Here is a 20,953-nt window from a genome sequence, read left to right on the forward strand (position 1 = left end):
ATCAGTTGATCTCGAACAGGGTCGAGAAGCCGGAGATGTCGAACACCTCACGAATCTGCGGCTGCAGCGACGAGAGCGCGAGCTTGCGCTTCGCCCCGCGCATGGCCTTGCCGGCGACCAGCAGTGCCCGCAGGCCGGAGGAGGACACGTAGTCCACGCCGGCGAGGTTCACCACGATCCCGCCATCGGTCATGGACACGACTTCCATCAGGCTCGCCTCGAACGGCTTGGCGTTCGGCGTGTCGAGACGCCCCGCCACCTTCAGCACCACGTCGCTTCCGACCTGCTCACGTTCGATGTGCATCGGCCTCTACTCGCTTGATCTCCGCCTCCGCGGCGGCCGGACGAACCGGATTATCCTCATTCTCGGGCATGCGCAACGCAATCGCGCTGCGCCGCACCAGCCAGATCGCCCGTTCGAACAGGCTGGTGGCGAGCAGCAGCTGCCGCGCGTCCGCGCCGGCGTCGAGTGCCGTAGCGGCAAGCTGACGGCGGATGCGGTTCAGCATCTCCGATCGATCACCGGAGAGCGCGATGATGAGGTCGAGATCATCGGCCGGCCCATCGGTGGCGTCGGCGAGGGACAATGTGATGGCTCGCAACGACTCGGAGAGGGCGAAGGCGAGCGGCGGCACCTCGTCAAAGCCCTCCACCACCTCGGTGAAGTCGTGCAGCGTGTCCTGGAGGGTGCGCACGTTCTCCACCAGCGCCTGGTGATGCAGGGCGACCTCGAGACTGTCGCGGGCGAGGCCGACGGCGATGAGCTCCGAAATGAACTGGTCCACGGCAAGGCCCACCGAGGCGGCGCCACGCCACAGGGCCAGCCGCTCACCGGCGTCGCCGTTGTCCTTCTGGTCGAGGTCCGGCAGCAGGATCGGCAGGAGCTTGATGAGTCTCAGGGTCTCGCTGACCGCGAGATCGAGGGCGGTTGAGGGATCGGCCAGCGCATCGTCATGGATGAAGCGCGGGCGGGAGGCGCCATCTTCCAGCGTCGGCGGGCTCATGGCGGCGGCGAATTTCTCAGAAAGCCCCCGCGCGAAGGCGACCGGGATCGCGCCCGCCACCTGAAGGGCGAGGAACAGGACCGACAGGGACATGGACGCCGTGTCGTTGCCCACAGCAGAGAGGGCAGCGAACCCGTCGAAGCCGACGACTTCGCCAAAGCCGAAGAAGGCCCCGACGATGAGGCAGCCCACGGCCTTCACCAGCACATGGATATAGCAGAGTTGGCGGCCGGTCCCCTCCAGCCCGCCGGCAGAGAGAATGGCCGCGAAGCCGGAACCGAGGTTCGCGCCGAGCACGATGAAGACCGCATCGTGGAGACCGAGAATTCCGGCCTGCATCAGCGCCAAGACGAGGATCGTGGGGGTCGAGGATGACTGGCTGACGGCGGAAACTGCAAGCCCCAGAAAGAAGCCGAGGAGCGGCGTCAGGTGGTCGGCAAGGCTGCCCGCGACGGACGCAATATCCAGCGCCCGTGGCGCCTGCTTGATGAAGTCAAGGCCCAGCAGGGCCAGCGCGAGGCCGAAGGCGACGCCCATCCATTGCGCCATGCCGCGCCGGCGGTCGAGCTTGAAATGGAAGGCGATGCCGACCAGGCCGACGATGTAGAGCACGAGCAGGCGGAAATCAATCGCCGCCACGAACACCAGCGCCGCGGTGCCCACATTGCCGCCGGCGACGACCGGGATGGCATCGCGCGTGGTGAAGGCGCCGCCGCGCACGAGATTGCCGCTGATGACCGCGACGGCGTTGGAGGATTGTGTGGCCACGCCCGCCAGCGTCCCGCACAGCAGCCCCATCACCGGGGAGCGCGTCGCCCGGCGCAGCAGTGCACGCACCTTGCGGCCCGTGGCCTGCTGCAGGTGGGTGGCCATGGCCTTGAGGCCGACGAACAGAAGGCCGAGGCCGGCCAGGAGCTCGGCAATGACAAGCATCGATAAAAAAGACCCAGCGGCACCAGAGGAAAGCCGCAGACGCGCTCAAGTTTCCGCGGATGCCGCGGCACGATCCCCCGACCGGCCACCATAGACCGCGGAGTGCGACACTCTTGTGAGCAGTCTCACCCGGCCGGCTTGGCCACCAGTGTCAGCCGGTTTTCCTCGCCCTCGCGGTTGTAGTCGAGGGTCTCGAGGAAATGGCGCATCAGCTGCACGCCGTGGCCGCCGATCTTGGCGTCCTCGATGCTATCCGGCACCACCGGCTCGGCGATGCTGGTGGGATCGAACGGCACCCCATTGTCGATGAGGCGCACCGCCACCCGGCCTTCCGGCAGGCGCCAACACTCGATTCGAATCCGAGGCTGCCGGTCGGTCCCGGCGAAGCCGTAGGAGACGACGTTGGTCAGGGCCTCCTCGAGGCTCAGCTCCAGCGCGAAGCGGGTGGCATCAGGCCAGCCCTGCTCATCGGCCAGCGTGCCGAGCCAGCCGGTGGCGTCGGTGATGTCGTCGATGCGCGCGCCCACATCGATGGTCGATACGAGGGTTCCGGCCTCGGGCGTCGCCATGGGATCCGCCGTCAGGTTGCCGGAGAGACGCCCGCCGCCGCGAGCGCCTCGTCCCGCGTGGCGTGGATGCCGACGAGCTGGTCGACACCAGTCGCGCGCAGCACCTTCTCCACCTGGGGGTCGCAGGCGAACAGCCCCATGGTTCCCCCCTTGCGATGCAGCCCCTTGGCGCCGGCGAGCAGCAGGCGGATGCCGATGGAGGCCATGAACGGCGTGTTCGACAGGTCCACCACGAGCACGCGCGCGGCCTCGCAGGACGACTTGAACTCCGGCTCCACCGCTGCCGCGCCGGCAATATCCAGCCGGCCCTCGAGGCGGACGAGGATGATGTCGGGGCCGAGGGGGGTCCTCTCGATCTTCATGGGGCCAGTATCTCTCTGGATCGGGATGCCCGCACCGCGCGGGCACAGATTCAGCGAATCATACGATAGTTTCGTGACGCGGAGCAGAGGCCCGGACGGGGCCGCCGGCTGAAGTATCAGGCCTTACGGGGGCGGGCGTAGAGCACGCCGGCAGCCCCGGAATCGGTGCGGCAGCGGGCGTAGCCGTGCCAGCCCTCGGCGAAGAGTTCCTTCTGGCGCGCCGTGTCCAGGGGATCGACGAGAAGGGTCTCCTGCGGATCGAAGGTGGTGAAGTCGCGCACCATCACATAGCGCGCATAGCCGCCGAAGAAGAGCTGGATGTCGTAGATGGGGAAGCCCTCGGAGAGCAGGCTTGCCCAGCTCGGCGTGTTCACCGGCGCGGCCGTGGAGAACAGCACCATGTCGGCCGGCGCCGCATCGACGCGGGCGGCGATCAGGACGCGCTGCAGTCCCCGCCCGCGATAGGCCGGGTGCACCGAGGCGCCGGCCAACCGGCCAACCGACAAGGCGGGATCGATCCCGAGCATCTTGTGCGGCCCGTCCTTGGGCGCATGGTCGTGCTGCAGGATGCCGTAAGCGGCGAGCAGCGGGCCGTCATAGAGCCCGATCACCAGGCCGCGGCCGCTGAGGATGCTTTCGAAGTAGGAACGGTTTTCCGGCTTCACCACTTCCGGGCGAACCAGCGGCCCGATGGCCAGATGATGAAGGGTGTCGATCGCGTCGAGATCGCCCGGCCCGAGCATGCGCTGCGTCAGCGTAGAGGTCGGCGCGGCCTCGCGCAGGGCGTTCATCACGTGATTACTTCCGCATAATTGAGCATGGCGATGGGGGGATAGACGCCGAGCTGCTTGGCCACGTTCATGTTGATGATGAGGGCGAAGCGCTTCAGCGTCTCGATCGGGATGTCCTGCGGCGGCACGTGCTGCACCAGGATTTCGGCCGCCTTGGAAGCGGCGAGCTGGCCCACCGAATAATACCGGCTGACGAGCCCGACAAGCCCCAGCCCCTCGCGCAGGAAGAATTCCGTCGCGCCGAAGGTGGGCAGGCCCGCCGCCAGCGCCGCCGGGCCCACCCGGTCGAAGATGGTGGCAAGGAAGGTGTCGGCCGGCAGGTAGAGCCACTCGGCGCCCTGCGCCTTCAGGTTCCGCACGAAATCCTCGACCCCGTCACCGGTCGGCTTGTTGCCGACCATGGTCAGGGGCTGGGCCAGGACCTCGGCACCGATCGTACCGGCGAAGGCCTTCATCTCGTCGATGATGGCAACCGAGTTGCTCTCGTTCGGCGAGTAGATCACGCCGACCTTCTTGAAGGCCTTGTAGCTCTGCATGGCGCGCAACTGCACGTCGGTCGGCACCACGTGCACCGCGCCCGTCACGTTGCGCCCCGAAGAGGCGAGCGAAGGCGCGATCTTCACCTGCACCGGCGCGGCCACCAGGGCGAAAACCACCGGGATGTCGCGCACGAAGCCGGCGGTGGGCGGCGCGTCATAGGGGCCGGCGACACCGAGAGTAAGGGGCGTGCCGTAGGTATAGATGAGGTTCGGCCGGAAGGTCGGCAGCACTTCCGCGAGGATCGGCTTCACCTTGCTCGCGTCCCGCTCCACGTCGCGGGTCATAAACTCGACCTTGATGTCGTTGGCCGCGAAGTAGTCGCGGAAGCCGCGCTCCACGTCGGTATCACCGCGGAAGGTGAGCATCAGGACGCGGAACGCGTCGCCACGGGCGGCTGGCGCAGGCGCAGGCGCGCCGGCTGGTCGCGGCTGGCCGTTCGTGCCGTTGGTCTGGGCGAAGGCGCCGGGGACAGAGCCCACCAGCCCCGCAGCACCCGCGCCGAGGCCGAGTGCGAGGAGGGAACGGCGATCCATCAGGCGGAACTCCCTTCCGAGGCGGCCGCAGAGGATGGGCGGCGCGAATGATGGACGAAGATTCTGCGTCCGGATAGCGCAAATAACACAGCTCCGGCTACCGCCACAGCACCGAGAAAACCGGTAGCCGACGCAAAGCCCAAGGTCGAAAGCAGGAAGCCGGCGCTAGCGGGACCGGCGGCGTTGCCGGACCGCTCCACCAGCCGGAACAGGCCCAGCACACCGGCCGCCCGGCCCGCCCCCATGCTGGTGGCGGTATCCGCGACCAGCGCCGACTGGGAGGCGATGGACATGGCCTGTCCCCAGCCCAGCGCCACCAGCGCCACCACGATCAGCGCCACGGAGGGATGGAGCAGCACCGCCATGGCGCCGATGCCAGACACCAGTCCGCCCGCCACCACGAAACCGGCGCGGGCGCTGAAGCGGTCGGCCAGGGCGGCGAAGAAGGGCACCCCGATCACCATGAGGACCGGATAAATCATCTGGAAGCGGCCAATGGCCGCGGAGGAGAAGCCCTCGCGCTGCAGCTCCAGCGGCACCAGCAGGAAGCAGAGGGCCGCGAAGAGGAATTTGGCGGGGAAGGCGCAGCCGAGGAGCAGGGACATCAGACCTGGCGCGCGCGCCGCAGCCTTGAGATCGGCGAGCCCCACATTGGCCACGCTGCGATGCCGCTCCGCGGCCGGCAGCGTCAGTCGCGCCACCAGAAGTGCCACCAAGGCAAGACCGGCCGAGGTCCCGAAGGCGACGCCCGGTCCGAGCCTGTCGGCGATGACGCCGCCGATAGGCGGCCCGCACAGGCTCGCCACCATGATGGCGCGCACGAACACAGCCAGAGCCGCGCTGCGGGCGGCGCCGGAGGACAGGTCCACCACGTGGCCCTGGGCGGAGACGAACACCAGCGCATAGCCCACCGCCGTGGCGACGCGCCCGGCGAGGAAGACGTCATAATGCGGACTGATCGCCGACACCACATAGCCGGCCGCCGCCAGCGCCGCGCCGGCGAGGAAGCCGGGGCGCCGGCCGAGCCGCTCGGACAAGGAGGCGAACGGCACCTGGCACAGCGCCACGACGGCCATGAAGGCGACGATGGGCAGGCTGGCCGACATGTCCGGACCAAAGCCCGCGGGCACGCCGAGGGCCTGCGCGGCACGCGGCAGGAACGGGCGGGTGAGTTCCTCCGCCAGCATGAACAGGAACAGGGCCGGACGCACCGCGATGGCGGCCTCGCTCTCGGCCGCCTGGACCCGGCCAAGGCCCGTGCGGACCTCGATCTCGTCAAGCCGGGCGATGGCCTCGCCGTCCCCCCTGCGCTCCGCCTCGGCGCGCAGGGCGAGATGGCGTTCGGCGAGCGTTTCCACATGCCGATCGATGGGCAGGATGAGGTCGCCGGCAGCGCCCGCGCCGCCCTCCTGACGGGACAGCACGCCGCGCTTCAGCGCCTTCAGCCGCCGCTCCACCGCCACCAGCGATTCGAGGCCGCGGGTGCCGACGACGAGAGCCACCAGTTCCAGCGCCACCAGCAGCGCGACGATGCCGATGAAGGCGACGTCGACCAGAACCGCGCCAACCTGCTGGGACACGACGCTGGGATCGACCACGATCATCACGTCGCCCAGGCGATGGCCGTCGGCATCCTCCACCGGCACGAAGACCCGTGGCGCGTCGCCGCCGGACGAGGCCTCGCCGGACCGCGCCAGTTCCTTGCCGCCCGCAGCGTTCAGGCTGATCTGGGTGAATTCGATATTGGCCGCCCGCAAGTCGTCGAAATAGCGGTTCACGCCAACCAGCCGGTCGAACGGCACACCAACCACTGCCGCGCGCTGGACGAGGTCGGCGGCGGCGCGGCCCACCGAATTCGCCTTGGCGACGATTTCCGGTGCGATGGTGCGCTGGGCCGCCTGTTCCGCGCCCCAGCCGATCACGGCCAGAGCCGAACACAGGATGATGACGATGGCGATGGAGATGCCGCCGCGCAGGCCGATCATGCGGCGCCCCCACCGGTTGCGCCGGCGGCCGGCGGCTGGGTCGTGCGGTGCGCCTCTTCAACCGAAGCGAGCGCGGCGCGGGCGGCGGGCGGCCACAGATGCGGTTCCGCGGCACGCCGGACCGCCCGCTGCAGCAAAGCGGCGAGAAGCAGGCCGATGACCAGGGTTGCCGCACCGGCCCACAGGAGGGTCGGGAGCGAAATCCGCCTGAGGTCGGACGCCAGCGCCGAGGCGCCATCGGTGAGGATTTTGGTGTCATAGCGCACCACGACGCGGCCGAGGCTCTGGCCGATATCGTTGCGTACAGGGCGGGTCAGGCCGCGCTCGTTGTCCCGCGTCGTATCGAGGCCGACGCGGCCGGGCTCGCTGGAGTAGAGGACGATGCCGTGCTCGTCGGTCAGATCCATGGAGCGGATCGCATCCTCCACGCGGGTCTCCCGCTCCAGCACCGCGGTCAGGGCCTGCTGCGCGGGAAGGGCGATGCCGAGGGAAGCGGCCTTTTCCGCCACGTCCACCACCCGCTGAGCAGCGATGCCGCAACGGGCCTCAATGACCCCGCGGTGCGCGTTTATAAGTGTCACGTAGGAAAAATAGGCGCCGAAGGCGACGCACGCGGCCGCGATCAACGCGAACACGATGATGAGCCCCAGTGTGGTCCGCCTCATGACCCTTCGCGCTCGACCCTTGGCGTCTCGACTTTCGCGCCGAACCCGTGGCCCCTTGCCCTATGGTCCGACCCCGCCCCGCCCGACCTTCATGCCACGAAAAGCAAGCTGACAATGCAGGTTTTTTTGGTCGCAGGGCAGTTTTTTGTCTGGTTTGGCTGCGAGTGCGCGGTTAACGTCCGGCCGTCCATCCCACCGAAGTTCCCTGCATGACTTTCGTAAGCCGGCTCATCCTGGTCGCCGTCGTATCCGTGACCGCCGCGGTGGTGGCGGTGGCGGTGATCGCGTTCTCGGCCAGCGACCGGGTGGGCGAGGAGATCGAGCGTGCGCGCGTCGCCAATTTGCTCGGCACGCTGCGCGCCTCTACCGAGGCGAATCTCTCCATCGGCCTCGTCCTCGACCAGATTTCCCTGCTTCAGCCGCGCATCGAGCGCGAGAAGGCGGGCGACCCTTCCATCCTGGCCATCGACATCTTCAATTCCGCCGGTCGCGCCATCTATTCCACAGACCGCAGCGTGATCGGCGAGGAGGTGAGCCCGGACTGGGTGAAGCGCCTCGCCGACGACAACCAGTGGGCAGCCGCCGAGCGCGGCGACACGGTGTTCGGCACCCGCTTCGAGAACGACCTCGGCGTCGCCGGCGGCATTTCGGTCACGGTGTCGGACGAGGCGCGCAGCGCCCGCTCCGACCGGCTCGGCCTCGACCTTCTGATCCGCACAGGGCTGCTTTCGCTTGCCGCGTCGGTCGCCGCCATCATTGCCGCCCTGGCGTTCGTCCACATGCTGACGCGGCCGTTCGACCGGGTGGCAAAGGTGCTGCGCGGCGAAGGCGGATCCACCGGCGACGATGGTGGCCTCACGCCGCTTGCCGAGGCCACCGTGAAGAGCTGGCGCGATGCCGAGGCCAGGGTAGACCGCGGCCTCGGCCAGCTTGGAGCGCTCGACGATGCCGCCTGAGATCGCCGAGAGCGGCCGCGCGCGCCTCGTTACGGGGCTGTTCGCCCTCATCCTTACCCTCGTCCTCGGTGGCATCGCCGCGGCGGTGCTCCTCAACGGCTATCGCGCCCGGGTCGAGGAGAGTGCGCGCCGCGACGCGCTGGTGATCGGCACCTCGGTCGCCCGCACTCTTGCCCAGCAGTTCGAGAAGGCGGCGCGCTTCGGCATTCCCCTGAAGCTCCTTCCCGGCGTGGAACAGCACCTCTCCGAGACGCTGACCCGCACCCCGGGCCTGACCCAGATCGTGCTGCGCGGATCGGACGGACGCGAAATTCGCAGCGCCATCGGCGAGCATTCCGGCACCGATTCGGTGAGCGCACCCGTGGTGGTGGACGGCAATACGGTGGCGGCGGTAGAAGTCACCACCAATCCCGCCGCCCTCGCCACCTCCTTCGCCGATATCGGCCTGAAGGCAGCGGTGGTGGTGACGGTCTGCGCGGCGCTGGCCGCGCTGGCCGCGGGCCTGCTGGTGGGCAATGCGCTCGAGCGCGCCCGCGCCCGCCTCGCCAACGGCCTCGCCGAGGCGGTGAATGGCCACTATGGCGACCGCGACGTGATGATGCAGCACCGCCGACGCCATAGCGCACGGGGGGCCGTGGGCCGCGCCTTCCGGGAACTTGAGCACGGCAACCGCAGGGTCGCCGAGCGTCGATCCGTGTTCGAGGCCTATGCGGAGGAGCTTCTGGCGGTGGATTTCGACGGCGGGCTCAGGCCGGACGTGGAACGGGTCCGGCGCGAGGTCATGGCGCCGCCCGGCCGCGCCGACAAGGTGCGGGGGTCGTGATGCTGTTGCGGACCCGCATCACTCTCATCGTCGCCACCGGCTTCACCGTGCTCATGCTGGGCATCTGGGGGGCCACGGTGCTGCGCGACCGCGTCGCCCAGGCCCGCGAGGGCGAGCTGGCCATCGAGGGGCAGACCGTCCTCTGGCGCGAGATCGTCGCCTTCCAGACCGCCAACCTCGCCCGCATCCTCGAGCGCATCGACACCTCATCGCCCTTCCGCATCGCGCTGAGCTTCTCGGACCGTCCGGGCATCGCCGCGGCGATCCGGGAGGTCGGCATCGATATCGACGACCCCGCTACCTATTTCGAGGTGGTGGCGGCCGACCGCGAGGTGGTGTTCAGCGACGGCACCACCAATGCCCGCTACATCCTCGACGCCGGCAGCCTCGACAGAGCGCTCAAGGGTGAGGTGCTCTCCGGGCTGCGGCAGATCAGCGGCTCGCAGGTGATCGTCATCACCACCCGCACCGTGGAACTGCCCGGCCGGGGCCGGGCCGTGCTGGTGCTCGGGCGCGACGCCGCCCTCGGCATGGAGCGATTCGCCCGCGGCATCAGCGCTGCCACCACCCTCATCACCCTGCGCGGGCGGGTGGTCGCCAGCACCGATTTCCGCCTGTGGGAACGGGCCAAGGTCTCCATCACGCCCCGCCGGCCGACCGCCGAGCAGCTGATGCTCGACGGGCGCAACTACAACGTCACCTCCATTCCGGTCGCGGACGTGAGCGGCAGTGCCGTGGGCGCGCTCGTGAGCCTGGAGGACACCACGCAGACGGTGCAGGCGACCGCCTTCATTCGCCAGTCGGCCGTGGCCGGCGCCATCGGGCTCGTGCTGCTCGGCGTCGTCGGACTCAATGTCTTCCTCTGGTACAGCTTCCGCCCCCTGGAATCGGCCATCGACGTGCTGCAGGCCCTGTCGCGCGGCGACACCTCGGTCACGGTGGGCCATGCCGGCAATGACGAGATCGGCCGCATCGCCGAGGCGGTGGTGGCGCTGCGCGGCAACGTGCAGGCCCTGGCCGAGAGCCGGCGCCAGCGCGAGCGCGTGCGGCGGCGGCAGGAGGTGGTGATCTCTGGCGAGCTGCAAGCGCTCGCCGATGCCATCGACCCCACCGATCGCGAAGAGGTTCTGGCCCTGCTCGCCAAGGGCGAGGAGAACGAGAATGACGACGAGCTGAAGCGCGTCGCCCGCGTGCTCCACGATCTCTCCCGGCGCATCGTCGAGCAGCACACCCGCCTCTCCTCCATGGTGGTGGAGCTGCGCGAGGCCCTCATCACCAAGACCAAGCTCGCCGGCCTCCAGCAGGAGCTGGAGATCGCCCGGCAGGTGCAGCTCGCCATCCTGCCCAAGGAATTCCCACCGGATGCACGCGTCGCCGTGCACGGTCAGATGACGCCGGCCCGCGAGGTGGGCGGCGACTTCTACGACTACTTCATGATCGACGACACCACGCTCGGCTTCGTGGTGGCGGACGTCTCGGGCAAGGGCGTGCCGGCCGCCCTGTTCATGGCTATTTCGCGCACCCTGCTGCGCTCCACCGCGCTGTTCGAACGCTCGCCGGCGGGCTGCATCCGCCGCCTGAATGACCTGCTCGCGGTGGAAAACGAGCAGATGCTGTTCGTCACCGTGCTCTATGGCGTGGTGGACCTCTCCTCGGGCAAGGTCACCTACGTGAATGCCGGGCACAACCTGCCCTATCGCATCGCCCGTTCCGGCGAGGTCACCACCGTGCCCTCCACCGGCGGCATGGCGGTGGCGGTGCTTGAAGGCTTCGTCTACCAGCAGCACGAGTTGCACCTAGCCCCCGGCGACACGCTCTTCCTCTATACGGACGGCGTGACCGAGGCCTTCGACATCGACGAGCAGCCCTATGGCGAAGAGCGGGTCGAAGACCTGCTGCGCAGCGGCGCTGCCGACTGGTCGGTGGCCGAGCTGAACGAACGGGTGCTGGCGGCGGTGCACGTCTTCGAGCGCGGCGCGCCGCAGGCCGACGACATCACCTGCCTGACCCTGCGTTACTTCGGCGGCCACGGCCCGCGCCGCACCCGCTGACCTTGTCCGCGTGTTTGACGCCTGATGCTGCGCCAGTGCGAGTGCACGGCAGAATATGCGTGCGTGCGGCGCGCCGAGGCGGTAAGCGTGCCCGGCAGGGTCTTGGAAACACGTGCCTGAAGCATCGAGGGAGCCAACCCTCACCGGAGGTCGACCGCTGACGCGTGAAAGCGCCGGCGCAACGGCTTCCAGCCGACCAGAGAGGGGGAAACGCAGCATCCGGGGCGGCGCAGCCGTGCCGGTCTGATCCCGGCGCCCCGCCGGGGACGGAGAGGCTTGTTATGTCCATCGAAGCGCGCGCGGCCCGCTGGCCCGCGGCCGAGGTTTCCTCCATCGGCGCCGTCTGCAGCGCTCATTTCTGCAGCCATTTCCTTCAGCTCGCGCTCGCCCCGCTCTTCATCATGATGCGGGCCGACCTCCAGGTCTCCTTCATCGAGCTGGGGCTGGTGCTCTCTGTCTTCTATCTGTTCTCGGGCGGCGGGCAGGTGGCGGCCGGCGTGCTGGTGGACCGTTTCGGCGCCGACCGGCTGCTGCTCGCCGGCATCCTCACCCAGGGTGCCGCGACGGCGGCCATGGGCTTTGCGCCCACCTATCTGCTGCTGCTGCCCCTCGCCGCGCTCGCCGGTCTCGGCAACTCCGTGTACCACCCGGCCGACCTCTCCATCCTCAGCCACAAGGTGGCGGCGCCCCGGCTCGGGCGCGCCTTCGCCGCCCATGTGATCGCCGGCAGCGTCGGCTTCGGCCTGTCGCCCATCGTATCCGCCGCGATCGGCGCCCATTTCGGCTGGCGCACGGCGCTCATCGCCATGGGGCTGCTGGTGCTGCTGGTCGGGCTCCTGCTCGCCGTCTTCCGCGGGCCGCTGCGCGCGCCAGCGGGACGCGCCGTCCATGCGGCGGCAGGAGGCGCACCGCTGTCGTTCCTGCAGGTGCTGGCCATGCCTGTGGTGCTGATGGCCTTCCTCTATTTCACCCTCACTTCCGTGGCCCTCTCCGGCCTGCAGAGCTTCTCCATCGTCGCGCTGCAGGAAGGCTTCGGCGCAGCGGTGGCGCTGGCGACGCTGGCCGTGGCGCTGTTCCAGGTGGGCAATACCGCGGGCGTCGCCATCGGCGGGCATGTGGCGGATCGCTCGGCCCAGCACCACCAGATCGCCATGGGTGGCCTTGCTGCCGCGGCGGTCTTCGGCTTCCTCGCCGCCTGGCTTCAGGCGGCCCCTGAGGTGACGGTGGGGCTGATCGCGCTGGTTGGCTTCTTCATGGGGCTCACCACCCCTTCGCGCGACGTGCTGGTGCGCGGCGCTGCGCCCGCCGGGGCCACGGGGAAGGTGTTCGGCATCGTCTATTCGGGCTTCGACATCGGCTCGCTGGTGGGCCCGCTGCTGTTCGGCCTGATGCTGGACCACCACCATCCGCGCATGGTGATAGCAGGCGCTGCAGCCGCCCTCGCCGTTGCGGTCGGCACTGCCTTCGCGGTGCGCCGCCGGCCGGACTAGGGGCTCTGCCCTCCCCGATAAGCCCGCGCGGCGCCTGAGAGAAGGCAACGCCAAGAAACCACGCGGCGCCTGAGCCGCAGACGGCCGGAAAACAGGCGCGGCCCATGAGCCGCGCCTGCCTGCTCAATCCAGCAGCACCTTGCCAGGATTGGCGAGGCCGCGCGGGTCCACGGCGCGCTTGATGGCCGCCATCAGTTCCAGCGCCACCTTGTCCTTGTACATGGGCAGTTCCTCGCGCTTGAGGATGCCGATGCCATGCTCCGCCGAGATGGAGCCGCCGAGCGAGGCCACGAGATCGTGGACGATGCGATTGAACTCCTCCCAGGTGGCAAGGTAGGCGGCCTTGTCCATGCCCTCGGGCTGGCTGAGATTGTAGTGAATGTTGCCGTCGCCCATGTGGCCGAAGGCGCAGACCCTCAGGCCCGGCATGTGCGCCTCGCACAGGCGGGTCGCCTCGGCGATGAAAAAGGGCACCTTGGACACCGGCACGGAGATATCGTGCTTGATGGAGCCGCCCTCGAACTTCTGCGCGTCGGAAAGATCCTCGCGCAGCTTCCACAGCGCGTCGCACTGGGCTTCCGAGGAGCCCACCACCGCATCCTCGATCTCGCCCGCCTCGAACGCCGCCTCGAACGTGTCGAGCGCGAGCTGGGAGAGGTCGTCGTTGGGGCGGGTGGAGGTGAGTTCGGCGAGCACGTACCAGGGGTGCCGCTCCGCAAGCGGGCGCACCGAGCCGGGCATGTGCTTGAGCACGATCTCCATGCCGAAGTCCGGCATGATCTCGAAACCGGTGAGGCTGTCGCCGGCGGCATTGCGCAGGCGGCGGAACAGGGAAAGCGCGGTCTCGGGATCAGGGATGCCGAGCATCGACGTCGCCCGGGCGCGGGGCGCGGGGAAAAGGCGCAGTACGGCGGCCGTGATGATGCCGAGCGTGCCCTCGGCTCCGATGAAGAGATCCTTCAGAGCGTAGCCGGTATTGTCCTTGCGCAGGCGCGAAAGCCCGTTCCAGATGCGCCCGTCCGGCAGCACCACCTCAAGGCCGAAGCACAGTTCGCGCATGTTGCCATAGCGCAGCACGGCCGTGCCGCCGGCATTGGTGGAGAGGTTTCCGCCGATCTGGCAGGAGCCTTCCGAGCCGATGGACAGCGGGAACAGGCAGCCCGCCCCTTCCGCCGCCTGCTGCACCTGATGCAGCGTGCAGCCGGCCTCGGCGATGACGGTGAGATCCACCGGATCGAGGTCGCGGACGCGGTTCAGCCGGCGCAGCGAGAGCAGCAGCGCGCCGAACGGCACCTGCCCGCCCACGAGGCCGGTATTGCCGCCCTGTGGCACCACCGGCACGCCGGCCTCGGCGCAGGCGGCGACCACGAAGGCGACTTCCTCCGTATTGGCAGGCTCGACCAGCGCCGGGGTCGTTCCCTGGTAGAGGCCCCGCCCCTCCACCAGATGGGGGGCGAGGTCATGGGCGTCGGTGCGCACATGGGCTGCGCCGATGCGGGCGGCGATGCGGTCCAGGAGGCCGGAGAGGCGGACCGCATCGAGAAGGATGGGTTGGGGGGCATGGCTCGACATGGGGGCGCAAGGTGCCTCAGCCGCCGCCGGCGGGCAAGCATCCGATGGACGTCGGGGGAGCGCGAAAGCGACGCGTGGCGTAAGACGCGCGGCCTTCCGCTTGGCAAGCGCTCCCATAAGGGCTAGAGCCGCTGCCGCCGCCGCCAACCCGTTGAAGGCGCACAGCACCGGAGATCAGATGACCGACCGCGTCCTCGTCGCCCGCATCGGCGCCCCCCATGGCGTGAGGGGCGAGGTGCGGCTGTTCGTCTTCACCGAGGATCCGGCCGCGATCCTCGATTATGACCCGCTCACCGATGCCACCGGCCGCACCCGCTATCGCATCACGGCGCTGCGCGCGGCCAAGGACCATTTCGTCGCCCGCCTCGCCAACGTCGCCGACCGCACCGCCGCCGAGGCGCTGACCAACGTGGACCTCTATGTCCCTCGCGAGGCCCTGCCCGCGCCGGAGGACGAGGACACCTTCTATCATGCGGACCTGATCGGCCTCGCCGTGGAGGACGAAGCCGGCTTGCGCATCGGCACCGTCACCGCCCTGCACGATTTCGGCGCCGGCGACATCCTTGAATATGCCCCTGCCCTCCCGGGCATCCGGGCCAAGACGCTCATGGTGCCCTTCACCCGCGCCGCCGTTCCGGTGGTGGATGTGAAGGCGGGCCGGCTGGTCGTCGCCGAAGCCTTCGTCGAGCGCCGCGACCCCGAGCCCGAGGCCGGCGAGGACAAGGAGGGCTGAGGCGCACGCGGATTTGACACCGCCCCCGCCCCGCGCCCATTTCTCCCCATGACTTTCCGCGCCAGTGTCCTCACCCTTTATCCGGAGATGTTCCCCGGCCCGCTCGGCCATGCGCTCGCCGGCCGCGCGCTGGCGAACGGGCTGTGGGGACTGGAGGCGGTGCAGATTCGCGACCACGCCCTCGATCGCCATCGCTCGGTGGACGACACCCCCGCCGGCGGCGGCCCGGGCATGGTGATGCGGGCCGATGTGCTCGCCCGCGCCATCGACGCGGTTTCCGGGGCGGACGATGCCCGCCCCCGCCTGCTGATGACCCCGCGCGGCCGGCCGCTGACGCAGGCCCGCGTGCGTGAGCTTGCGGCGGGTCCGGGCGCGGTCATCCTCTGCGGGCGGTTCGAGGGGGTGGACGAGCGCATCGTCGCGGCCCGCGGCCTCGAGGAGGTCTGCGTGGGCGACGTGGTGCTCTCCGGCGGCGAGGCGGCGGCGCTTTTGCTTCTCGACGCCTGCGTGCGGCTCATTCCCGGTGTCATGGGCAAGGTCGAGAGCGGCACGGACGAGAGCTTCTCCCACGGCCTGCTCGAATATCCGCAATACACGCGGCCCCAGCTGTTCGAGGGCAAGGGCATCCCCGAGGTGCTCACCTCGGGCGATCATGCCCGCATCGCCCGCTGGCGGCAGGCCGAGGCGGAAGCCGTCACGCGCGCGCGCCGGCCCGACCTTCTTCCCCCGGCGGGTGACGGATCCATGAAGGAAAGGGAATGACAGCGCTCCTTTTCTCCTGTATGGAGCCGCGTCCCTTAACTTAAAACGACACGACGTGGCGCCGGGGCGACATGCTCCGAAGCGGCACCAAGAGGTTGGCGACAATGAACATTATCCAGACGCTCGAAGCCGAACAGGCGACGAAGCTCGCCGAGAAGCGGGCCATTCCCGAGTTCCAGCCCGGCGATACCGTGACTGTGAACGTGAAGGTGGTCGAAGGCGAGCGCACCCGCGTGCAGGCCTACGAGGGCGTGGTGATCGCCCGTTCCGGCGGTGGCCTGAACGAGAGCTTCACCGTCCGCAAGATTTCCTATGGCGAAGGCGTGGAGCGCGTGTTCCCGGTCTATTCGCCGCTGATCGATTCCATCAAGGTGGTCCGTCGCGGCAAGGTGCGTCGCGCCAAGCTCTATTACCTGCGCGACCGCCGCGGCAAGTCTGCCCGTATCGCCGAGCGGCAGGACCGCACGACCGATGCCAAGGGCGGCAAGAAGGCCAAGGGCGCCAAGGCTCCCGCCGCCGCCGAGTGAGGCGCGGCCCCTTCTTCTGAGTAAACGCGCCGTCGGCCCAGCCGGCGGCGCTTTTTTATGCGTTGAGCCGCTCCGGACTCGCCCTGAGGCGCGCGATCAGCCCGTCGGGATCGGCCTCATAGGCCTGCCGCACCCGCTCAAGCGCCCCCGCTCCGCCGCCGCGATGGCCGGCGCCGCCCACGTGGAGCCAGCCGTCCGCCAGCAGGAAAGGCTCCATCTCACCGGTTGCCGAGTCGGCGAGATGCACCCGCCGACGGCTCGACATCCGGAGCGAGGCGAGGTCGAGGTGGCGGTAGAGCACGCCCCAGTTCTGCCCGCCGGTGTCGAGGGTGAGCGGCGTATCGGTGCCGAAATCGAGCGGTAGGGCCTTCACCGCAGCGAAATCGATGACGCAATAGCCCGGCCACAGATACCAGGCGTCATTGCCCTCCCCCTCGCGCACCATGCCGTAGCAGGGCTGGCCCGCGAGCCGCGCCGCAAGGTCGGTCGGCTCCAGCGGGATCAGGTCGTGGTCGAGCAGAGCGAAGGCGCGCGGGGCGGCGGGCCGGATGAGGTTCGCATAGATCCAGTTCAGCGCCACGCCATGGGAGCGGGACCCGTTGCGCGCCCCGCGATAGGGCGTCGGCGGCAAGGGGCAGTAGGTCAGCCCGCGCCGCGCGCATAGCGCAGCGATGGCCGTACGGGCGGCTGGGTCGGTGGAATTGTCGCACACCACCAGCGGCGTCCCCGGCAGGAAGCGCGCCATGGCATCGGCGAGAAGATCCACAGCGTCCGGCAGGTTGAAGGCGACGGTGAAGGCGACCACCGGCGCCCGCTCGGCGGCGATGCGCGCCACCACCTCCCCCTGCTCCGGGGCCTGCCGGCGGGCGTAGATGCGATCCACCAGCACGTTGCGGGCGCGCCGCAGCCGCTGGGCGAGCGGGGTCAGCGCGAGCCATTCGGCGGGCGTGTAATCGGCAAGGTCGCGCATGGACGCCTTCAAGGTGCCCGGCGGGGCGCCGCAACAGCGGCCGGGACGGGAACGAACTGGAGCGGATCGCCGCAGGCCGGCCTGCCGCCGCGCTCCACCGCGCGCGTTCTAGAAGGACTTGGGGGCAAGGTCCATGGCACCCGTCACGAGGCGGCCTCGGCGTGGCGCACGGGAAGGCTTGACCGCACCGGCTCCGGAAGGTGAGGTATCATCCGAGTCCGCCAGCCCCAGCGGACAGCCCCACCCCGGACCCCCATGGCGAACGACCTTACCCTCAGGATCGTGATCGTCGACGAGAGCGACGTGCGCGCCGCCATCCTGGAGGAGGGCCTCAAGGAGGCGGGCTTCGAGACGGTGCTGCGCATCACCGGCCGCAACAATCTCCTGGAGCGCATCTACGCCATCGATCCGGACGTGATCCTGATCGACCTCGAAGATCCCTCCCGCGACACCATCGAGCAGATGTTCCAAGTGAGCCGCGAGGTGAAGCGGCCGGTGGCCATGTTCGTGGACCAGACCGACAGCAAGACCATCGAGGACGCCATCGAGGCGGGCGTCGCCTCCTATGTGGTGGATGGGCTGCGCAAGGAGCGGGTGAAGCCGATCCTCGAAACCACCATCTCCCGCTTCCGCGCCTTCGCCCGCCTCAAGGCGGAACTTGAGGAGGCGAAGACCCAGCTGGAGGAGCGCAAGGCCATCGACCGGGCCAAGATGCTGCTCATGAAGATGAAGGGCATCGACGAGGAGGCCGCCTACCACCTCCTGCGCCGCACCGCCATGAACGAGAAGAAGCGCATCGTCGACATCGCCCAGTCCATCATCACCGCCGCGGAGCTTCTGCGATGAGACGCCTCGCCATCGGCTTCATCCCCCTGACCGACGCCGCCGTACTGATCGCCGCCGCCGAACGCGGCTTCGCCATGGCCGAGGGCATCGAGATCGACCTGCACAAGGAGGTCTCCTGGGCCAACATCCGTGACAAGGTGAATATCGGCCTCCTGGATGGCGCCCACATGCTGGGGCCGCTCGCCATCGCCTCCTCGCTCGGCCTCGGCCATGTGCGGGTGCCGCTGGTGGTGCCCTTCGCGCTCAACCTGAATGGCAGCGCCATCACCATCGACAAGCACGTCTATGCGGCTATGGGAGAGGTGGGCGAAGACCTCGCCACAGCCCCCGGAGCGGCGCTGGCCCTGGGCAAGGTGGTGCGGCAGAGAAAGGCAGAGGGGCGTGACCCGCTGGTGTTCGCCGCGGTCTATTCCTTCTCAACACACACCTACCTCATCCGCCATTTCCTGAAGGCCGGCGGGGTGGACCCGGACCGCGACGTGCGGCTCGTGGTGGTGCCCCCGCCCTTCATGGCGGAAAGCCTGCGCGGCGGGCTCATCCACGGATTCTCGGTGGGCTCGCCCTGGAATTCGGTGGCAGTTGATGCGGACGTCGGGCGCATCGCGGTGCTGGGGGCTGAGCTGTTTGGCTGGGTGCCGGAGAAGGTGCTGGGCGTCCATGCCCGCTTCGCCAATGCCGAGCCGGAGGTTCTGCACCGCCTCGTGCGCGCCCTCTACGCCGCCGCCCGCTGGTGTGAGGACCCGGCCAACCATGAGGATCTCGCCAAGTTGTTGGGCGAGCCACGCCACCTCAATCTGCCGGCCGATATCCTCCGCCGCACCCTGGATGGGAGGCTTCACACCGCTCCGGGCGGCGTGCTCAGGTCGCATCCGGACTATCTGGTGCTCAACCGCGACGGCGCCAACCGGCCGTCACCGGACCATGCGCTCTGGATGTATGCCCAGATCGTCGCCGCCGGTCAGGGCGAATTCGCCGCCGACGCCGCGCGCGAGGCCATGGGCGTCTACCGCCCGGACATCTTCGATGCGGCGGTCGGACCGGTTCCGGTGAAGCACCCGGAGCCGGATTGCGTCGGCACCCAGTTCGGCGAGATCTTCGATCAGGCCGCCTTTCTGAAGGGCTGACCTCAATCGGCGTAAGGGTTGTCCTTCTCGCGCAGCGTCAGCCGGATCGGCACGCCGGGCAGATCGAACGTCTCGCGGATGCCGTTCACCAGATAGCGGATGTAGCTCTCCGGCACCGCATCGGTGCGCGAGCAGAACAGCACGAAGGACGGCGGACGCGCCTTGGGCTGGGTCATGTAGCGCAACTTGATCCGCCGCCCGGACACCGCCGGCGGCGGATGGTTTTCGGTCACCTGCTGCAGGAAGCGGTTGAGCGGATTGGTGGCGACACGCTTGTTCCACACCTTGTGGGCGCTCGCGATGGCTGCCACCAGCTTGTCGAGGCCATGCCCCATGAGGCCGGAGAGGGGGACGATCGGTACGCCCTTCACCTGCGGCAGCAGATGGTCGATCTCCTCGCGCAGGCGGGTGGCGAGGCCGCCACGGGGCACGAGGTCCGCCTTGTTGTAGCCGATGACGAGGGCCCGTCCCTCGCGCGCCACCAGATCGGCGATGCGCAGGTCCTGCTCCTCGAACGGGCGGGTCGCGTCGATGAGGATCACCACCACCTCGGCGAACTTCATGGCGCGCAGCGCGTCGGCGGCCGAGAGCTTCTCCAGCTTGTCGTCGATGCGCGAGCGCTTCCTGAGACCCGCGGTGTCGAACAATTCTAGCGGAATGCCGGCATAGGTCACGTTCACCGAGATGGAATCGCGGGTGATGCCGGCTTCGGGGCCGGTCAAAAGGCGATCCTCGCCGAGCAGCTTGTTGATGAGGGTGGACTTGCCGGCATTGGGCCGGCCGAGCACCGCCACCTTGATGGGCCGGCGGGGCTTCTCGGGCTCGGCCTCCCCCTCGACGGGCACCTCGTCCGCGTCGCCCTCTTCCTCTTCATCCTCCTCCTCCAGCCGCGTCTGCTCGGGCAGAGCGTCGCAGAGGGCGTCGTAAAGGTCGGAGAGGCCCTCGCCATGCTCGGCGGAGAGCGGGATGGGATCGCCGAGGCCGAGGCCGAAGGCTTCCAGTGTCCCGGCCTCGCCGGCCCGCCCCTCGCTCTTGTTGGCGACAAGGATGACCGGCTTGCCCGCCTTGCGCACCAGATCAGCGAAGGCGCGGTCGGTCGGGGTCAGCCCGATGCGGGCGTCGATCATGAACAGGATGGCATCGCAATCGCCGATGGCCGCCTCGGTCTGGGCGCGCATGCGCCCTTCCAGGCTCGCGGGTGTCGCCTCCTCGAGACCGGCGGTGTCGACGATGCGGAAGGTGAGGTCGCCCAGCCGCCCCTCGCCCTCGCGGCGGTCACGGGTGACGCCGGGGCGATCGTCCACCAGCGCGAGCTTCTTGCCCACGAGGCGGTTGAACAGCGTCGACTTGCCGACGTTCGGGCGCCCGACGATAGCCAGGGAAAAGGTCATGAAATGGGCTCGCGGCCGGCGGTCGGCTTCAGGTCTGAGGGATTATTGCTGCGGCTTCCCCTTCGGGGGAGTCGCCGGCAGATTGTCGATGGGAGCGTTGGCGTTGCTCGGCTGACCGAGGCCGGACGAATAGTCGACCCCCGGCACGCCGTTCGGGAACACCGGGGTGCGGGTGCCTGGCACCGGCGGCTTCTTCTGGTCGAACGGGTTGAGGTTCTCCAGCGTCTCGCAGCCGGCCGCCGTCAAGGCAAGGCCGAGCGCGAGCGCGAGGCGCAGGCTGCGGGTGACAGGGCGTGCCATCATCAAGCTTGTCCTCCTCATGCGCG

General features: G+C 69.1%; 21 protein-coding genes. 9 read left to right on the forward strand and 12 right to left on the reverse strand.

What is annotated here, in order from left to right:
* Position 1 precedes the first annotated feature (1 nt).
* From FHT36_RS07120 to FHT36_RS07155, 8 genes are all read right to left on the reverse strand, one after another.
* The gene (locus tag FHT36_RS07120; protein ID WP_024277119.1) at positions 2-304 is read right to left on the reverse strand and encodes an STAS domain-containing protein; all 303 of its coding nucleotides are present in this window, start codon (positions 302-304) and stop codon (positions 2-4) included.
* The gene (locus FHT36_RS07125; RefSeq protein WP_169121809.1) at positions 288-1,937 is read right to left on the reverse strand and encodes a Na/Pi symporter; all 1,650 of its coding nucleotides are present in this window, start codon (positions 1,935-1,937) and stop codon (positions 288-290) included. The genes FHT36_RS07120 and FHT36_RS07125 overlap by 17 nt, the downstream gene beginning before the upstream one ends.
* Before the next feature lie 125 nt (positions 1,938-2,062).
* On the reverse strand, positions 2,063-2,506 hold the full coding sequence (locus tag FHT36_RS07130) for an ATP-binding protein (RefSeq protein WP_169121810.1): 444 nt from the start codon (positions 2,504-2,506) through the stop codon (positions 2,063-2,065).
* Positions 2,507-2,517: 11 nt separating this feature from the next.
* Entirely contained in the window at positions 2,518-2,868 is a 351-nt protein-coding gene (locus tag FHT36_RS07135; protein WP_169121811.1) for an STAS domain-containing protein, read from the reverse strand.
* Positions 2,869-2,984: 116 nt separating this feature from the next.
* Entirely contained in the window at positions 2,985-3,659 is a 675-nt protein-coding gene (locus tag FHT36_RS07140; RefSeq protein ID WP_169121812.1) for a hypothetical protein, read from the reverse strand.
* Entirely contained in the window at positions 3,659-4,732 is a 1,074-nt protein-coding gene (locus FHT36_RS07145; protein WP_169121813.1) for an ABC transporter substrate-binding protein, read from the reverse strand. The genes FHT36_RS07140 and FHT36_RS07145 overlap by 1 nt, the downstream gene beginning before the upstream one ends.
* Positions 4,732-6,717, reverse strand: a complete 1,986-nt coding sequence (locus FHT36_RS07150) for an MFS transporter (protein ID WP_169121814.1) — start codon at positions 6,715-6,717, stop codon at positions 4,732-4,734. Before FHT36_RS07150 ends, FHT36_RS07145 begins: the two co-directional genes overlap by 1 nt.
* Positions 6,714-7,382 (reverse strand): hypothetical protein, encoded by a 669-nt coding sequence (locus FHT36_RS07155; RefSeq protein ID WP_169121815.1) that lies wholly within the window; start codon positions 7,380-7,382, stop codon positions 6,714-6,716. The genes FHT36_RS07150 and FHT36_RS07155 overlap by 4 nt, the downstream gene beginning before the upstream one ends.
* A 209-nt stretch (positions 7,383-7,591) precedes the next feature.
* On the opposite strand from FHT36_RS07155, the gene FHT36_RS07160 reads away from it, so the two are divergent.
* From FHT36_RS07160 to FHT36_RS07175, 4 genes are all read left to right on the forward strand, one after another.
* The gene (locus FHT36_RS07160; RefSeq protein WP_169121816.1) at positions 7,592-8,338 is read left to right on the forward strand and encodes a hypothetical protein; all 747 of its coding nucleotides are present in this window, start codon (positions 7,592-7,594) and stop codon (positions 8,336-8,338) included.
* Positions 8,328-9,161 (forward strand): hypothetical protein, encoded by an 834-nt coding sequence (locus FHT36_RS07165; protein ID WP_169121817.1) that lies wholly within the window; start codon positions 8,328-8,330, stop codon positions 9,159-9,161. The genes FHT36_RS07160 and FHT36_RS07165 overlap by 11 nt, the downstream gene beginning before the upstream one ends.
* The gene (locus FHT36_RS07170) at positions 9,161-11,212 is read left to right on the forward strand and encodes a SpoIIE family protein phosphatase (RefSeq protein WP_169121818.1); all 2,052 of its coding nucleotides are present in this window, start codon (positions 9,161-9,163) and stop codon (positions 11,210-11,212) included. Before FHT36_RS07165 ends, FHT36_RS07170 begins: the two co-directional genes overlap by 1 nt.
* 281 nt (positions 11,213-11,493) lie before the next feature.
* Positions 11,494-12,702 carry an MFS transporter gene (locus tag FHT36_RS07175; protein WP_169121819.1) on the forward strand — a complete coding sequence of 403 codons (1,209 nt, stop codon included), beginning with the start codon at positions 11,494-11,496 and terminating at the stop codon, positions 12,700-12,702.
* 123 nt (positions 12,703-12,825) lie between these two features.
* Here the strand turns inward: FHT36_RS07175 and FHT36_RS07180 are convergent, their stop codons facing one another.
* Entirely contained in the window at positions 12,826-14,274 is a 1,449-nt protein-coding gene (locus FHT36_RS07180) for an FAD-binding oxidoreductase (protein ID WP_169121820.1), read from the reverse strand.
* 178 nt (positions 14,275-14,452) lie between these two features.
* Between FHT36_RS07180 and rimM the strand changes: the two genes are divergently transcribed.
* The 3 genes from rimM (at position 14,453) to rplS (ending at position 16,296) form a co-directional block, all read left to right on the forward strand.
* Complete coding sequence (gene rimM, locus FHT36_RS07185; protein ID WP_169121821.1) at positions 14,453-15,007, forward strand: ribosome maturation factor RimM; 555 nt, start codon at positions 14,453-14,455, stop codon at positions 15,005-15,007.
* Positions 15,008-15,055: 48 nt separating this feature from the next.
* On the forward strand, positions 15,056-15,769 hold the full coding sequence (gene trmD, locus FHT36_RS07190) for a tRNA (guanosine(37)-N1)-methyltransferase TrmD (protein ID WP_169121822.1): 714 nt from the start codon (positions 15,056-15,058) through the stop codon (positions 15,767-15,769).
* Between the two features lie 104 nt (positions 15,770-15,873).
* Positions 15,874-16,296 (forward strand): 50S ribosomal protein L19, encoded by a 423-nt coding sequence (gene rplS / locus FHT36_RS07195; protein ID WP_169121823.1) that lies wholly within the window; start codon positions 15,874-15,876, stop codon positions 16,294-16,296.
* Positions 16,297-16,351: 55 nt separating this feature from the next.
* Here the strand turns inward: rplS and FHT36_RS07200 are convergent, their stop codons facing one another.
* Positions 16,352-17,266, reverse strand: a complete 915-nt coding sequence (locus FHT36_RS07200; RefSeq protein WP_169121824.1) for a hypothetical protein — start codon at positions 17,264-17,266, stop codon at positions 16,352-16,354.
* A 255-nt stretch (positions 17,267-17,521) separates the two neighbouring features.
* Between FHT36_RS07200 and FHT36_RS07205 the strand changes: the two genes are divergently transcribed.
* Together FHT36_RS07205 and FHT36_RS07210 are read left to right on the forward strand one after the other, a co-directional pair.
* The gene (locus FHT36_RS07205) at positions 17,522-18,112 is read left to right on the forward strand and encodes an ANTAR domain-containing response regulator (RefSeq protein ID WP_024277102.1); all 591 of its coding nucleotides are present in this window, start codon (positions 17,522-17,524) and stop codon (positions 18,110-18,112) included.
* On the forward strand, positions 18,109-19,236 hold the full coding sequence (locus tag FHT36_RS07210) for a CmpA/NrtA family ABC transporter substrate-binding protein (RefSeq protein WP_169121825.1): 1,128 nt from the start codon (positions 18,109-18,111) through the stop codon (positions 19,234-19,236). Before FHT36_RS07205 ends, FHT36_RS07210 begins: the two co-directional genes overlap by 4 nt.
* 2 nt (positions 19,237-19,238) lie before the next feature.
* Here the strand turns inward: FHT36_RS07210 and der are convergent, their stop codons facing one another.
* Both der and FHT36_RS07220 read right to left on the reverse strand, forming a co-directional pair.
* Positions 19,239-20,627: a ribosome biogenesis GTPase Der gene (gene der / locus FHT36_RS07215; RefSeq protein WP_169121826.1), complete on the reverse strand. Its 1,389-nt coding sequence runs from the start codon at positions 20,625-20,627 to the stop codon at positions 19,239-19,241.
* 42 nt (positions 20,628-20,669) lie between these two features.
* The gene (locus tag FHT36_RS07220) at positions 20,670-20,930 is read right to left on the reverse strand and encodes a hypothetical protein (RefSeq protein ID WP_169121827.1); all 261 of its coding nucleotides are present in this window, start codon (positions 20,928-20,930) and stop codon (positions 20,670-20,672) included.
* Positions 20,931-20,953: the final 23 nt, after the last annotated feature.

The sequence above is a fragment of the Xanthobacter sp. SG618 genome (assembly GCF_012932745.1).
Classification (GTDB): domain Bacteria; phylum Pseudomonadota; class Alphaproteobacteria; order Rhizobiales; family Xanthobacteraceae; genus Xanthobacter; species Xanthobacter flavus.

Excerpts from the sequence above, each read along its gene's own strand:
- FHT36_RS07130 (WP_169121810.1), bottom strand. The coding sequence starts at position 2,506 with ATGGCGACGCCCGAGGCCGGAACCCTCGTATCGACCATCGATGTGGGC.
- FHT36_RS07180 (WP_169121820.1), bottom strand. The coding sequence starts at position 14,274 with ATGTCGAGCCATGCCCCCCAACCCATCCTTCTCGATGCGGTCCGCCTC.
- der (WP_169121826.1), bottom strand. The coding sequence starts at position 20,627 with ATGACCTTTTCCCTGGCTATCGTCGGGCGCCCGAACGTCGGCAAGTCG.
- FHT36_RS07125 (WP_169121809.1), bottom strand. The coding sequence starts at position 1,937 with ATGCTTGTCATTGCCGAGCTCCTGGCCGGCCTCGGCCTTCTGTTCGTC.
- FHT36_RS07155 (WP_169121815.1), bottom strand. The coding sequence starts at position 7,382 with ATGAGGCGGACCACACTGGGGCTCATCATCGTGTTCGCGTTGATCGCG.
- trmD (WP_169121822.1), top strand. The coding sequence starts at position 15,056 with ATGACTTTCCGCGCCAGTGTCCTCACCCTTTATCCGGAGATGTTCCCC.
- FHT36_RS07135 (WP_169121811.1), bottom strand. The coding sequence starts at position 2,868 with ATGAAGATCGAGAGGACCCCCCTCGGCCCCGACATCATCCTCGTCCGC.
- FHT36_RS07150 (WP_169121814.1), bottom strand. The coding sequence starts at position 6,717 with ATGATCGGCCTGCGCGGCGGCATCTCCATCGCCATCGTCATCATCCTG.
- rplS (WP_169121823.1), top strand. The coding sequence starts at position 15,874 with ATGAACATTATCCAGACGCTCGAAGCCGAACAGGCGACGAAGCTCGCC.
- FHT36_RS07220 (WP_169121827.1), bottom strand. The coding sequence starts at position 20,930 with ATGATGGCACGCCCTGTCACCCGCAGCCTGCGCCTCGCGCTCGCGCTC.
- FHT36_RS07140 (WP_169121812.1), bottom strand. The coding sequence starts at position 3,659 with ATGAACGCCCTGCGCGAGGCCGCGCCGACCTCTACGCTGACGCAGCGC.
- FHT36_RS07160 (WP_169121816.1), top strand. The coding sequence starts at position 7,592 with ATGACTTTCGTAAGCCGGCTCATCCTGGTCGCCGTCGTATCCGTGACC.
- FHT36_RS07165 (WP_169121817.1), top strand. The coding sequence starts at position 8,328 with ATGCCGCCTGAGATCGCCGAGAGCGGCCGCGCGCGCCTCGTTACGGGG.
- FHT36_RS07200 (WP_169121824.1), bottom strand. The coding sequence starts at position 17,266 with ATGCGCGACCTTGCCGATTACACGCCCGCCGAATGGCTCGCGCTGACC.
- FHT36_RS07175 (WP_169121819.1), top strand. The coding sequence starts at position 11,494 with ATGTCCATCGAAGCGCGCGCGGCCCGCTGGCCCGCGGCCGAGGTTTCC.
- rimM (WP_169121821.1), top strand. The coding sequence starts at position 14,453 with ATGACCGACCGCGTCCTCGTCGCCCGCATCGGCGCCCCCCATGGCGTG.
- FHT36_RS07210 (WP_169121825.1), top strand. The coding sequence starts at position 18,109 with ATGAGACGCCTCGCCATCGGCTTCATCCCCCTGACCGACGCCGCCGTA.
- FHT36_RS07170 (WP_169121818.1), top strand. The coding sequence starts at position 9,161 with ATGCTGTTGCGGACCCGCATCACTCTCATCGTCGCCACCGGCTTCACC.
- FHT36_RS07120 (WP_024277119.1), bottom strand. The coding sequence starts at position 304 with ATGCACATCGAACGTGAGCAGGTCGGAAGCGACGTGGTGCTGAAGGTG.
- FHT36_RS07145 (WP_169121813.1), bottom strand. The coding sequence starts at position 4,732 with ATGGATCGCCGTTCCCTCCTCGCACTCGGCCTCGGCGCGGGTGCTGCG.
- FHT36_RS07205 (WP_024277102.1), top strand. The coding sequence starts at position 17,522 with ATGGCGAACGACCTTACCCTCAGGATCGTGATCGTCGACGAGAGCGAC.